The organism is Shewanella olleyana, assembly GCF_023283825.1.
GTDB lineage: Bacteria > Pseudomonadota > Gammaproteobacteria > Enterobacterales > Shewanellaceae > Shewanella > Shewanella olleyana.
Window position 1 is genome coordinate 129,987 of record NZ_JAKILD010000006.1, and the last position, 13,174, is coordinate 143,160.

General features: G+C 39.9%; 12 protein-coding genes. 2 read left to right on the forward strand and 10 right to left on the reverse strand.

The genetic code is table 11. The features are described 5' to 3' along the window. Positions 1-11 precede the first annotated feature (11 nt). The 3 genes from L2735_RS06215 to L2735_RS06225 form a co-directional block, all read right to left on the reverse strand. Entirely contained in the window at positions 12-2,339 is a 2,328-nt protein-coding gene (locus L2735_RS06215; RefSeq protein WP_248983876.1) for an immune inhibitor A domain-containing protein, read from the reverse strand. Between the two features lie 262 nt (positions 2,340-2,601). Then, positions 2,602-3,546, reverse strand: coding sequence for a homoserine O-acetyltransferase MetA (metA, locus tag L2735_RS06220; protein WP_248983877.1), 945 nt, complete (start codon positions 3,544-3,546; stop codon positions 2,602-2,604). Positions 3,547-3,625: 79 nt separating this feature from the next. Then, the gene (locus L2735_RS06225; RefSeq protein ID WP_248983878.1) at positions 3,626-4,051 is read right to left on the reverse strand and encodes a YbaY family lipoprotein; all 426 of its coding nucleotides are present in this window, start codon (positions 4,049-4,051) and stop codon (positions 3,626-3,628) included. Positions 4,052-4,176: 125 nt separating this feature from the next. Here L2735_RS06225 and L2735_RS06230 point away from each other — a divergent pair, with 125 nt between their 5' ends. Next, positions 4,177-4,917, forward strand: coding sequence for an SDR family NAD(P)-dependent oxidoreductase (locus tag L2735_RS06230; RefSeq protein ID WP_248983879.1), 741 nt, complete (start codon positions 4,177-4,179; stop codon positions 4,915-4,917). Between the two features lie 77 nt (positions 4,918-4,994). On the opposite strand, the gene ompW is transcribed toward L2735_RS06230, so the two are convergent. Continuing rightward, positions 4,995-5,669, reverse strand: a complete 675-nt coding sequence (ompW, locus tag L2735_RS06235) for an outer membrane protein OmpW (protein WP_248983880.1) — start codon at positions 5,667-5,669, stop codon at positions 4,995-4,997. A 472-nt stretch (positions 5,670-6,141) separates the two neighbouring features. On the opposite strand from ompW, the gene L2735_RS06240 reads away from it, so the two are divergent. Next, positions 6,142-7,116, forward strand: coding sequence for a hypothetical protein (locus L2735_RS06240; RefSeq protein WP_248983881.1), 975 nt, complete (start codon positions 6,142-6,144; stop codon positions 7,114-7,116). Between the two features lie 73 nt (positions 7,117-7,189). On the opposite strand, the gene L2735_RS06245 is transcribed toward L2735_RS06240, so the two are convergent. The 6 genes from L2735_RS06245 to phhA all read right to left on the reverse strand — a co-directional run bounded on the left by L2735_RS06245 (position 7,190) and on the right by phhA (position 13,120). Continuing rightward, positions 7,190-7,741 (reverse strand): nucleotidyltransferase family protein, encoded by a 552-nt coding sequence (locus tag L2735_RS06245; protein WP_248983882.1) that lies wholly within the window; start codon positions 7,739-7,741, stop codon positions 7,190-7,192. Between the two features lie 211 nt (positions 7,742-7,952). Continuing rightward, complete coding sequence (maiA, locus tag L2735_RS06250) at positions 7,953-8,603, reverse strand: maleylacetoacetate isomerase (protein ID WP_248983883.1); 651 nt, start codon at positions 8,601-8,603, stop codon at positions 7,953-7,955. 143 nt (positions 8,604-8,746) lie between these two features. Further along, a complete protein-coding gene (locus L2735_RS06255; RefSeq protein ID WP_248983884.1) occupies positions 8,747-9,733 on the reverse strand; it encodes a fumarylacetoacetate hydrolase family protein in 987 nt (328 codons plus the stop codon). Positions 9,734-10,137: 404 nt separating this feature from the next. Further along, positions 10,138-11,679, reverse strand: coding sequence for a transcriptional regulator TyrR (gene tyrR / locus L2735_RS06260; RefSeq protein ID WP_153916809.1), 1,542 nt, complete (start codon positions 11,677-11,679; stop codon positions 10,138-10,140). 219 nt (positions 11,680-11,898) lie between these two features. Then, positions 11,899-12,237 carry a 4a-hydroxytetrahydrobiopterin dehydratase gene (locus L2735_RS06265; protein WP_248983885.1) on the reverse strand — a complete coding sequence of 113 codons (339 nt, stop codon included), beginning with the start codon at positions 12,235-12,237 and terminating at the stop codon, positions 11,899-11,901. An 85-nt stretch (positions 12,238-12,322) separates the two neighbouring features. Next, a complete protein-coding gene (phhA, locus tag L2735_RS06270; protein WP_248983886.1) occupies positions 12,323-13,120 on the reverse strand; it encodes a phenylalanine 4-monooxygenase in 798 nt (265 codons plus the stop codon). Positions 13,121-13,174 lie beyond the last annotated feature (54 nt).

Sequence of the window (13,174 nt, forward strand, 5' to 3'; positions counted from 1 at the left end):
ACGTCATAACATTATTTAGTAATCATCACAGCGCCTACACTTCTGTCTTCACTTTGATTAATTAAGCGAATGGTTAAACCATATTCAGGAATATTACGTCCTGCATCTGGTAACCCCCCACCTGTGTAATCTCGTGAATCTCTAAATGTGCGTTGTGCACGAGTGCGGTTGTCATACATAGTGATACCGTATTGTTCAGATAAGTCGATAAACATTTTTTCAGGTCTATCTATTCTGAACGTCGCATCGTGAATTTGATAACGAGTCGTCGCTATGTTGCCATTACTCCAAGACAAGGTATTTTGATCTGCATCCACGACTCCTAAGAAGCCATCCCCAGGATGAATCCCGACCCAATTGTCAGAGTATTGGTTATCAACATACCAAATGAGCATGCCTTTCTCGTAGGTCATTGGTTGGCCGCCCACATTGATATGCGCTAAACCACTATCTACACCATGGTGGGTTCGCCACTCAACCAAGTAATAATGCTCAGTTTCAGAGGTTCCAGCCGATACTTCAAAGCCGCCAAGCATCATGTTTTCAGGAGAAGAATCAGCATTGGCAGTAAAGCTTTCAACTTCATCTATAACCAACTGGATATCATCAATGTACATCCCTGGATTAGACACGGCTTCATCGGTTTGATACATCACATAAAGGTTAAACGCATTACCAGCAAGAGAAGTTAAGTCAAACTCTGCATTAATCCAACCAGAAGAACTTCCCGTAATACCATTACCTAAATTGGTACCATTTGGATTAGTGGTAGAGGTGATAGTACTTTCCAGCATCACTTGTCCAAAGTCTCCAACAGCCATTACATATGCATAATCCCAGTCAGTTTCTATGTCATACCATGTCTGGAAATTAATCGCGGCTGTCGTTGCATCAGATAAATCGACAGCGACTCCCATCACATTTTGTAAGTCATTTCCCGAGCCACTGAAGTAAGCGTATTCACCACTTGTTGGTTCAGTAATAACCCTAACCTTATTAGGAAGGGCAATTTTTATCACATCGTGATTTGTTCCCTTACTTGACGCTTGATCTAGCAAGCCAACGACACCACGGCGTGGAATATCATCGAAATTAACTATCGCACCATGTTGCCAATTCCCCCCTAATGAAGCTTGAAGGAATTCTCTGGCAAACGGACTGAAACCTACGGGCTCTGTACCACCAATCTCGCCAGCCCAACTACCTGAAGACATAACAGACCACATGGATACTGGCTCACCTTGACCTGTGTACTGGGTATCATATTCATCTGGTAACCCTAGGTCATGACCGTATTCATGACTAATAACCCCTACAGCGCTATCAATAGGTGCAATGGTATAATCATATGCCCCCATCACACCGCCCCAATATGGGATATCAGTAGACGAGCCAGGAATGCCATATACACCACCTAGGTTCCAGCGATGTGACCAAATAGCGTCTTCTCCCACTTGTCCTCCACCCGCTTCCTCACCGACTGCGGAGTGAAATACCATTACGTGATCAACTAATCCGTCTGGCTCCCAATAGTTTCCGTCACCATCAAGATCGTAGCGATCTTCAATATCAAACTGACTTAAATCTAACGTAGGATCTAACGATGCGGCAGTTAATGCCTCACGGATTAAACTACGTGCATCACCATCAACATTATTACCATAAAACGCAGCAGGCATAGTCGCCATGTACCAACCTGCTACATCACCGGTCACGGTGTAACTGTCGCCTGACTGTTTTTCATAGAACTGTCTAAAAGAATTGGAATGATGGCCATTGGGTGCAACCCAACCATCATCTCCAAATAGAATTTGACGGTAATGGTCTTGATTATAATCTTCGTAATACATGCCTGACTCTTCAGGCAATATTGAATTATGCACAAAATCAGGAAACTCCATCAGGATTGCAAGCACTCTAGCTTCACGGGTCGGGCCATCATAAAGCTCTTCTTCAACATTAGCTGGACTGTTTCGAATAGATCGGCCTGTTAAACTGCCCTTTGAAGCTTGATGACGTCGCTCCATTTTTGATTTACTTTTGATGCTACTTGTCATCGAGTAATGACTAGTGACTTCTGCATCTTGAGCCGCTGCGTTAATTACTGCTTCAGCTTGTCGTTTTTTCAAATACACTTTCAATGCTGATTCAGCTTCTTGTAAACTCGCTGATTGTGATATCTTGCCCGAGTTTTTGAGCATTTGAATTAGTTTTTGCTCATCAGCAATCACCAAATCAAAAGCACCAGTTTGTGGTATATGAGCATGCTCTGCTGCCTGCAAGCTTACTGAGAGCCCAGCAATAGCCAAGGCTAGTGGGATAAATTTTGTGTTATTCAATTGAATACCCTCATGTGAAATTCAGTTCCGTTTGAAATTTTCTACTCAGAAAGACTCGGCTACGTTAACTAAGTATTCAAAAATCCTAACCGAAGAAACTCATGGGCGACATACCAGAGATAACATTTCATGCCCAAGTATTATTTCGAGCTTAATATCTAATTCCTATGGGTATTTTGATATTATATATCATAATCAAAAGAGCCATTTAGTTAGACTAAATGGCTCAGAATAGTGTTTAAATAATATGAATTAGGTTTACTTAACTCTCAGATTCCCATGGCGTTCTGCCACTCATATCTGATAAGTCATACGGTGTTAGCTGATAAACATAATAGTTTAGCCAGTTGCTCACGAGTAAACTGCCGTGGCTATGCCACCTTGCAATTGCTTCTTGGCTTGGATCATCATTTCTAAAATAATGGCTGGGTACAGAAGGATTCAGTCCTTGTTCAAGATCTCGCTGGTATTCATCTTTCAATGTCGACTTTTGATACTCAGGATGTCCCATCACAAATAAGTTTCGGCTATTGCGACTTAATACAATATAGGCACCTGCTTGGTCTGACTCTGCAAGTACTTCAAGATCAGGATGTTGTTTTATATCTTCAATATTCATTTCAGCAAAACGCGAGTGCGGCGCAAAAAACTCATCATCAAAACCGCGTAATAACGGGTGTGGTTTAGCTGAGCGTCGGTGGCAAAATACCCCTGAGCGTTTTTCATCTAATAATTTACGATGTAAATCATATAGGTGGAATAACCCGGCATGAGCTGCCCAACACAAAAATAATACTGAAGTGACGTGATGCTGGGACCAATCAATGATTTCTTTAATATGTTCCCAATAGACAACATCTTCAAAATCCAGCTGGCCTAACGGCGCACCAGTGATAATGAGTCCATCATAATTTTTACTTTTTACCGCTTCAAAATCGCGATAGAAAGTATTCATATGATCAATAGAAGTATGTTTTGAGGCTTTATCGTGAATACGAAGCAAATCAACATCGACTTGCAGCGGGGTGTTACCCAATAAACGTAATAATTGAGTTTCGGTTTCAATCTTATTTGGCATAAGATTCAAAATAAGTACCCGCATAGGTCGAATATCTTGATTTGCTGCCCGAGTTTCGGACATCACGAAGATATTCTCTGATTCTAAAATTTCTGCAGCGGGTAAATTATCTGGAATTCTAACCGGCATTAAAGGCACCTTTTAATCTAAAAATTTTCGGTGCTATCAATCACTTCCTTCGGGCTGAACTTGCCCTAGTATGAAATGATTATCCACCGACCTTGTTGACGAGCACATTGACGGGTTCAGTTGCGTCAATATTTACAATGTAAGACTGAGTATTGATAAACCATAACTTGCCATCGACTTCAATTCGGGCACCAACGGCATAAGTATGGCCTGATTGAAACTGATCTCTGGCTAATTGAAACTCGAATGCATGGGGTGTCTTCACGTTATCAGTCATCATTTCAGCCATCACAATCGCTTTAGTGTCTTGCAGTGAGACATCTTTCAATTGCACTTTAATGACCGCATCTGCAGGTAATGCAATACGTTCGCGGTACATAACATCACCCGAAATAGTCACAAGATCGCTTTGTGAAGCGCATCCCCCCAGCGCAGCGACTAACGCCACAGCTAGCACAAACGGCATTAATAACTTGTTTAGTGTGTGTTTCATCGTTTTACCCATAATCAATTTCCTTATCATACATTAAGACTTCTAGAAGTCTATACGTCTCACTTGAATAATATTCTTACTTGTTATCGAAAGCAGTTGTTTTTATCATAGGCCATCATTTCAAAGCCATAAAGCGCATGACACAAGCAAACGCAATTATAGTGGGCGCTAGCTCACACCTTAGTAAAGAAATCGCGACTAAATTAGCTCAGCAAAAGGTTTCTTTGGTGCTATTTGTTCAAAACCCTGATGACATGAAGGAGTTTGCCGAGCAACTTCCTATTAAAGTTGATGTTTTGCCACTCGATATTGAAAATCCTGCTGCAATTATCAGCCAACTAGAAAAGGTTTGGCTCAGTATGGATGGAGCTCATCTTGTTTTAGTGAATACCGGGCTAAATGGTTATCACGAATCACTTCCATGGCAATTAGAACAAGATATTATTGATGTGAACGTGAGTGGCTTTACCGCAATTTGTAATACGACATTCCGTTTGATGCGCGAGCAAGGTTACGGCCAAATTGCTGCCATTAACTCGATTGCTGGATTACGCGGTGGACCAAGCGTGGCATATCATGCGTCGAAAGCTTATGCGCAAAATTACCTTGAAGGGTTAAGCATGCATGCACAGCGCTTAAAGCTACCCATTACCATCACAGATATACAATTAGGCTTATTGGATAAAGCCGCCATGCAACAAAGTAAATTATGGTTGCCGCCTTTACCTAAGGTTGCAGATCAAATTATTAAAGCGATGCAAAAAGGAAAACGAAAAGTCTACGTCACTAAGCGCTGGCGTTTGGTTGCTTGGCTTACCATGGGTTTACCTGAATTTATTTACAATACACGTCATTGGAAAGTAAAAAAGAAAAAGTAACTTTTGATTAATTTTTAATTAAAAAAACAGGAGCATAAGCTCCTGTTTTTATTGGTCAGTATCAGTAGTAAATCTGCTTAAAATTTATAACCAACACTCACCATATATACCCAAGGGTTAATATCAGTTTCAATAGTCACAGGTACAGAAACATCGCCACCTTCTGGCGAATAATTGAAACTTGCATCAGTTGAAATCTGTGCATACCAAACAGACGCGTTTACTAACCAGTTTTCATTAACATTGTAATCTAGACCAACTTGAGCAGCGACTCCCCAAGAATTAGATAAGCTTAAATCCGAAAGCCTGCCCCCTACATCATTAGTGATCTCATTATCGAAAAAGTTTGTAAAGTTCACACCAACACCGATATAAGGGCGTAATTTAGATTGCGCATTACCAAAATAGTATTGCGCTACCAAGGTAGGTGGTAAATGCTTGGTCTCAGCCACTTTCATACCAGCTATCGAAATATCATGAGAAAAAGGTGTCGCAGCTAGCAATTCAACAGCCCAATTATCAGTAATCATATAGCCAAAATTCAATCCAACTTGTGTATTGTCATCAACTGAAAACTCGCCAAGATTTCCAAGATCAGGAGTATTAACATCCTGACTTGAGTCATTTGGCGCAACAACAGCAGCACCCACTCGAACGATGAAATCACCAGCTTGGTGAGCGAATGCGGTAGTTGAAACACCTGCAGATAATAGGCTGGCAGCAACAAGACTAAGGGCTAGTTTTTTATTCATTATGACGACTCCATGTATGCAACATAATTAGTGCTTTTACGTAAACACATTTAACAATTGGCGCTACACTGCCAGAAAGTATCAGTAACAATATTGATATAGATCAATAAAAGCACTTACAACCAAATAGGTAGACCACCGACTTGATCTTGATCACAAAAAGCCATCAACTTATGATTAAGATGCTTTAAAAATAGATGTTTAAAGTCAAAAGCAGCAGGCTTATTGAGCGATTACCTGTTAAAACGCTGCTAATTATCATTTCTTCGCAACCTTCGTTAATTAACAAAAAAATAACAGCTAACAACGTAATTAAATACAAATTGTGGAAGAGGAGTTACCTCCTCAATAGTGATATTTTTAGACATTAAAGTGATACGATTATGATACAAATGATATGGATAATATGAGGCTGCTTTCTTTTCAAATGATAACTAGATTAAATGCAACCTTATGGACAATTTTCCAGTTTATGACAGCCTTGGTTATAACGTTCAACACTCATGCTTCAGAAGTACAAAATACTTATGATGCAAAAACGCAAACAGACATAGCTAATGTAAAAGCGACAAAAATAGAAGCTGAGCCAGAAGTTGAAACTGATACTGATACTGATACTGAAAATGAAACAGTTAACTCACCTTGCTATAGTCGCTCTCAATCAGACAGAGCAATAGACAAAACATTTGCCTACTTCAACACCAAATTCTGTGAACCCGCAATTTGGTTCGACAGCTTTTTTGCTGATGATCGAATTATAGACGATGCTAGAGCCGGAACGATTATTCGTTGGTATAACGATTTTTCGTATTTTGAAAAAGAAGGCTTTAAATATCGTTCTAACATTAAAGCTCATTTGAACTTGCCTGGCATGAGTAAAAAGCTAAAGCTTATCTTTGATTCAACAGGCGAAGATGATCCCTTTTCGTTCATCAAAAGGCCAGATGATGACAATGAACGAGATATCAGCTTACGATATGACTGGTATGCAAAAGATAGGACTAGCTTCAATATTAAAGCTAGCTTTAAACCTAAAATTGAAGCGCGCTATCGTTATACCTACCCCATCTCTCAAAATACCTTATGGCGATTTACTCAAACGCTTTATCAAGAGAAAAGCGTCACAGGTGAAACATCCGAATTTGATTTTGAACATGCGTTTAATGACGAGTTTCTATTACGCTGGAATAGTGCTGTTCAATATGAAACCAAAGATAATGGTTGGGACTTAGGGACAGGGTTGCAGCTATATCAATATATCAGTGATGATCAAGCCATCAGTTATCAAGCCAGAATTAATGGTGTCACTGAACCATATCACTATATTGAGGCAGCCAGCATCGGTCTCACCTACCGTCAAAATTACGCTAGAGAGTGGCTATACTTTTCAATCACACCTGAACACCTGAATACACTTGGACCAAAGAAGACGATACTGAACGGTTAAATCAAATGGTGATTACCTTCACCTTAGAGATCCTGTTTCAAAACGTCTAAATGCTTTCTCTTAGATAATGATTTTATAATTCTAAGGACAAGTTAGGATAGTTGTTGAACCAAGGCTTACTGGAAACACGTTTCATAAATACCGACTCGTCTGCTTTGGGGTTGTAATTAACGGTTAGGCCAAATACGGTTTCTAAGCCAAAAACAGAATCGATAATTAACTCCCCTTCTTCATCCAGTTTTACAGCTATCGCTGTTTGCTTTTCTGGCCAGTAAGACATGGCATCAAGGCAAGATAAATATGCCGAATGGTTGTTTTTCTTATGCATTCTTGCTTGGTTTTTAACTGACCAGGGCAAATTAGACTGCTCAGATAACGCAAGCTCAATTAATTTGTCGCGGTAAATACTGGTTTCTTCATGACACCAATAAATGACATCAATATCCTCTAATACAGATACTGGCGAATCGTGAAGCTTATCCCACACTAGATTACGCACAAAACCAGCAGCAATATACCAATCATCAACTTCGTTCTCAGCAAAAAACTGCGCTGTCAGCTTAAGCGCAGACATACGCATTTCATCACTGAGTAACCAATCTTTTAACCGAGCTTCATATTCCATTGCGACTATCCATTCCTACTGCCATTGCTACTGTTTATTAGTGCCAATTGCCATTACCATTGCTAACAGCGACCACTGCCAATGACGGTTTTATTTCTTATCAAATAAACCTATCACAATACCTTTCATGCTTCACTCAATAAAATGTAAATATTAACGCTTGCTAAACTAATTGCTTTTAACAGTATTAAAAACGGCTTTAGAATAATGATTAACTCGCATCTGCTTGCATTTCAGGCGCGGCATCAGCAAATGCAGCTAATTGATTACACTGCTCCCAAATTCTGACAATCTGAGGATATTGCGCCATATCTACGTTAAAACGATAGGCATTGTAAACCTGAGGAATAAGACAAATATCAGCCATGGTCGGAGTGTCGCCAAAACAAAATTGTCCAGAGGTTGTGCTTAATTGCTTTTCTAATGCACTAAAGCCTAGGTGTATCCAATGGTGATACCATTTCATTTTTGCTTCTTCGTCCACGCCCATTTCTTTCACTAAATATTGCAGAACACGTAAATTATCCAGAGGATGAATTTCACACGCAATCGCTTGAGACATTGCCCGCACAATCGCTCTATCTTTTGCTGACTCAGGTAAAGTCGCTTGCTGTGGATATTGCTCTTCAAGATATTCAAGAATCGCCAATGATTGGGTTAGTGCAAACTCTCCTTGTTCATCTTCATCAATAAATGCTGGCACCAAGTGCTGAGGATTAAGCTGACTAAACATGTCACTGTGTTGCTCACCACCATTTTTCACTAAATGAACTGAGACTTGTTCTGCGTTTAATAGTTTTAAATTCAGTGCTATACGCACTCTATAGGCTGCACTTGAGCGCCAGTAACCATATAGTTTCATTGTATATCCTTATCGGTCTTTATTAAGCAATAATGTTGAGCAAAATTGTTACATCTTGAGTCAGTTTTTATTAGGTATAAAAAAAGCAATAACGCACAGCGCTATTGCTTTTGATTAATTAATACCTTCATTAATATGAGGAATTAACCTTTGTATTCGACAACTTTTTGATCAATCGAACCAAAAATACTGCTGTCGTTTTCATCGAACATTTCAATGCGTACAGTATCACCAAAACGCATAAATGGCGTAGCAGGCTTGCCATCAGCAATGATTTCTAACATACGTTTTTCAGCCAAGCAGCTAGAACCAGCACTGCGGTCATAGTTTGAAATAGTACCAGAGCCAATCACAGCGCCAGCACATAATGGTCGAGTTTTAGCCACATGTGCAACTAGCTGACTAAAATCGAACGTCATGTCTACACCAGCATTTGGACGACCGAATAATTCACCATTTAAATGAGTCACTAATGGTAAATGCACTTTAGAATCTTGCCATTTATCGCCTAACTCATCAGGGGTAATCGCCACAGGAGAGAATGCACTTGATGGCTTTGATTGGAAAAAGCCAAAACCTTTAGCAAGCTCACCAGGAATAAGGTTACGAAGTGACACATCGTTCACTAGCATTAATAGTTTAATGTGCTTAGCCGCATTTTCAGAATCAACGCCCATTGCCACATCATCAGTGACAACAGCAATTTCAGATTCGAAATCAATACCGTACTCTTCGCTCGCCATTTCAATATCAGCTTTTGGCGCGATAAAGCAATCTGAACCACCTTGATACACTAATGGGTCAGTCCAAAAGCTTTCAGGCATTTCAGCGCCACGAGCTTTACGCACTAACTCAACATGGTTCACATAAGCACTACCGTCAGCCCACTGATAAGCACGAGGAAGCGGTGATAAACAACGTGCTTCGTCAAAATCCACTGCATTATCCATTTGACCTGCATTTAACGCTTCATACAGCTCTTGTAGTTGAGGATTAAGTAAGTCCCAAGCATCAAGTAATTGCTGCATTGTCTTAGCAATAGCAGGTACTGCAACGGTTTTAGTTAAATCTTTGCTAACCAACATCAGTTGGCCATCACGGCGACCGTTGTTATAACTTGCAAGTTTCATTTTGACTCCTAAATAGGTACAAATAAGGTTGATATTAAATTAATTAAATTATCATCCCAGCTTAGTGCGTTTAATACTTCGACATCAGCGTTAGCCAGCGAGTTTTATATAGCTCACTGTATTAATGAGAAACATGACACTTCACAGGTTAATATCAACAAAAATAGCCTTCTTAAGGCTAGAAATACCTTAAGCTTAGCCAAATTAATATAGCGTGAGGCAAATCACACTTTTGCAAGGCACCCTTGGTTTTGTAAACCTTTTGATACATTGCTCAAGATATTAGCAATTAAGCCAATATGCGTGTTAAAAACACGACAATGCCAGCATATGGCTGGCATTAAATCGTTACAGGTATAATTAGCTCATGCCAATACTCTTGTGCTCGTCGTGATTAACAGGCCCTAGCGCTTCTTGGTAATTTTGTAATCTCTGAGTTTATTGGCAATCGCCGTATGGGAAACCCCAAGCTTTTTTGCTAACTGGCGTGTACTTGGATATGCAGGATACAAACGCCTTAGCAAACTGGCTTCATATTCTTTCATTGCTTGGTCTAAGCTGCCTTCAAACTCTTCATCAAAATAACCGAAGCCTTCAGCATAAGACGGTAACTTTAATTGCTCTACAGTTAATTCAGCAGAACCGTCCCACATTGAGACAGCTCTAAAAATAGCGTTCTTTAACTGACGAACATTACCAGGCCACGCATAAGTGAAAAGGTAATCACGACAACTGGCAGAGATACGACGAAGCGGACTTGAAAGCTGCTGACTGTAATGTTCTAAAAACATCTCAGTCAGTGGAATAACATCCACTTTGCGCTCACGAAGTGACGGCATATGATAGCTCAATACGTGAATGCGATAATATAAATCTTCCCTAAACTCGCCCGACTGACAAAGCTCAGCAAGGTTTTTCTGGGTTGAGCAAATTATTCGTACATCGGCGCGAACTTCTTCATCACCACCAATGCGTCTAAAAGTGCCATCTTGCAATAAGCGTAGTAACTTAACTTGCGCAGCTTTTGACATCTCAGCAATTTCATCTAAAAAGACTGTGCCACCTTTTGCTTCTTCAAACAAACCACGTTTAACCACTTGGCCGTCATTAGAAACAAAACCAAATAACTCTTCTTCTGCAACGCTGTCAGGCAGCGCGGCGCAGTTAATTGGAATAAAGGGATGTTCGCGGCGCATGCTGGCATCATGGCTCGCTTTAGCCATTAACTCTTTACCTGTACCAGTTTCGCCCGTTATCAGTAACGGAGCATCAAGCTGAGCCATACGCTTAGCTTGTTTAAGTACATCTTTCATTTTGTCGCTTACAGCTAACACATTATCAAAACCAGTCGTTTGGTTCTGGAGTGCATTAAACTGCTTACCGACTCTTGCAGGAGATTTAAGAGACACCACCGCACCAGCAAGAATACTGGCATTGTTTTCATCAGGAAGATAAATTGGCAGCATTTCAGCCAAATATTCATTACTGCCTATTTGAACGCGAGTGGCTTGTGCAAGCACAGGCGCTTCAGTTAACCAACGAGAAAAGTTAAACCCTTGCACCCAATGGTTTAATGACTCATCAATCACTTCATGCTCATGCATGTTTAATGTCAGCAGCGCAGACTCATTTACAATACGTATGCGGCCTTTAGAATTAATAGAGAATACCGAATCTGGTAAGGTTTTTAACAAGGTTTTTAACGCATAATGTTCTTGTTCTGACGGCATAAATGACACAGTGCGAACATCATGTACACTTTCTACTTTTCGGATGAGGGGCATTAACTCGCTTAAGGTTTCAAAACCAATTTCAGCGAATTGCAGGTATAAGAAACCTTTATTACTAGCATCAATCGCGATTAAATTAATGCCATAATTTTCTAATACTTCGAGAATATCTTTCGCAAGGCCGATGCGATCTAAACAGCTCACTTCCAAACGCATATACAACTATTCCCTATCAGTCATTTTTCTGGAATATACGAGGATTAATGAAAAACTCATTAAAAAATAATGAGAAATACCATCCTTCTTTAATTTGTGAGCGATACGTTAAAAGGTTATGAGGCGTGTGGCAAGTGTTGTTTACAGTGGAATTGTAACAGAGGAAGTATTGCAGCAGGTTACGTTAACGTAACCTGCTGAAAATAATACTGAAGATGATTAACCAATTAACTGGTCTGTTTTCGCAGCCATGATGAAATCATTCTTATGTAAGCCTTTAATTGAGTGTGACCACCAAGTTACAGTCACTTTGCCCCATTCAGTTAAGATACCTGGATGATGAAACTCAGCTTCAGCCAGCTCAGCTAATTGATTAGTAAACACCATGGCAAGTTTAAAGTTTTTAAACTTATAAACGCGCTCTAATTGGTTGATTCCGTCACGATTCTCAACACGCCACTCAGGAACCATTTTGCTGAACTCAATCATTTCTTGCTCAGTCACTTTTGGGGCATCAATTTGGCAAGCTTCACACTTCAACTCTGATAAATCAGACATAACAACTCCTGAATAATATTGTATTTTTATTTAAATTTTATGTTGTTAGCTAACTATTGTTAAGACTAGCTAACTATCGTTAACGCTAGCTGGCAATCGTTTTAGGTGCGAACTTAGGTTCAAGCATGCCTAGTTTACGTGCTTCTGTCACTGCAGCCATAATGTCCATCTCGGCAATTTCATCAAGATAATCAACACTGTCAATGACATAATAAATTGGCTGCATGATGTCGATGCGATATGGCGTTCTTAATACTTCAATTAAATCAAAGGGCTTACGTTCAGGCTCGTCACTTAATGCATATAAAGTCTCTCCTGGCGAGCTTAAAATACCACCGCCATAAATATTCAACTCACCGTCATCACCTTTTACTAAACCAAACTCTACGGTAAACCAATAAAGTCGAGCCAAATAAACTCTTTCTTCTTTCGAGGCTGCAAGTCCCAATTGCCCATAAATATGGGAAAAGTGTGCAAAAGAAGGATTGGTTAATAACGGACAATGACCAAAAATTTCGTGAAAAATATCAGGCTCTTGTAGGTAATCAAATTCTTCTTTAGTTCGAATGAATGTGGCAACAGGAAACTGCTTATTCGCCAATAATTCGAAAAACTTCCCAAATGAGATAAGTGCAGGCACGCCTTCGGTTTTCCAGCCTGTCGCTTCAACTAGCACTTTATCAATTTCTTTCAATTGTGGTACCCGATTGCTTGGCATAGCCAACGCATCTAAGCCTTTCATATAGGCTTCACAAGCTCTGCCAGGCATATTGATCGCTTGGCGTTGATACAGCTCATGCCACACATCATGTTCTTCATCTGCGTATTGAATATAACCCTGACTGTCAGGAATTTTTGCAGTGTAATTTGTTGCTTTGCTCATAAGTGTCACTTTACGTAAACTTCTCTCCCTTCATAGTGTGCTAAGGTTTTAAAT

Excerpts from the sequence above, each read along its gene's own strand:
- metA (WP_248983877.1), bottom strand. The coding sequence starts at position 3,546 with ATGCCGGTTAGAATTCCAGATAATTTACCCGCTGCAGAAATTTTAGAA.
- ompW (WP_248983880.1), bottom strand. The coding sequence starts at position 5,669 with ATGAATAAAAAACTAGCCCTTAGTCTTGTTGCTGCCAGCCTATTATCT.
- phhA (WP_248983886.1), bottom strand. The coding sequence starts at position 13,120 with ATGAGCAAAGCAACAAATTACACTGCAAAAATTCCTGACAGTCAGGGT.
- L2735_RS06255 (WP_248983884.1), bottom strand. The coding sequence starts at position 9,733 with ATGAAACTTGCAAGTTATAACAACGGTCGCCGTGATGGCCAACTGATG.
- L2735_RS06265 (WP_248983885.1), bottom strand. The coding sequence starts at position 12,237 with ATGTCTGATTTATCAGAGTTGAAGTGTGAAGCTTGCCAAATTGATGCC.
- L2735_RS06230 (WP_248983879.1), top strand. The coding sequence starts at position 4,177 with ATGACACAAGCAAACGCAATTATAGTGGGCGCTAGCTCACACCTTAGT.
- tyrR (WP_153916809.1), bottom strand. The coding sequence starts at position 11,679 with ATGCGTTTGGAAGTGAGCTGTTTAGATCGCATCGGCCTTGCGAAAGAT.
- L2735_RS06245 (WP_248983882.1), bottom strand. The coding sequence starts at position 7,741 with ATGGAATATGAAGCTCGGTTAAAAGATTGGTTACTCAGTGATGAAATG.
- L2735_RS06240 (WP_248983881.1), top strand. The coding sequence starts at position 6,142 with ATGACAGCCTTGGTTATAACGTTCAACACTCATGCTTCAGAAGTACAA.
- L2735_RS06225 (WP_248983878.1), bottom strand. The coding sequence starts at position 4,051 with ATGGGTAAAACGATGAAACACACACTAAACAAGTTATTAATGCCGTTT.
- maiA (WP_248983883.1), bottom strand. The coding sequence starts at position 8,603 with ATGAAACTATATGGTTACTGGCGCTCAAGTGCAGCCTATAGAGTGCGT.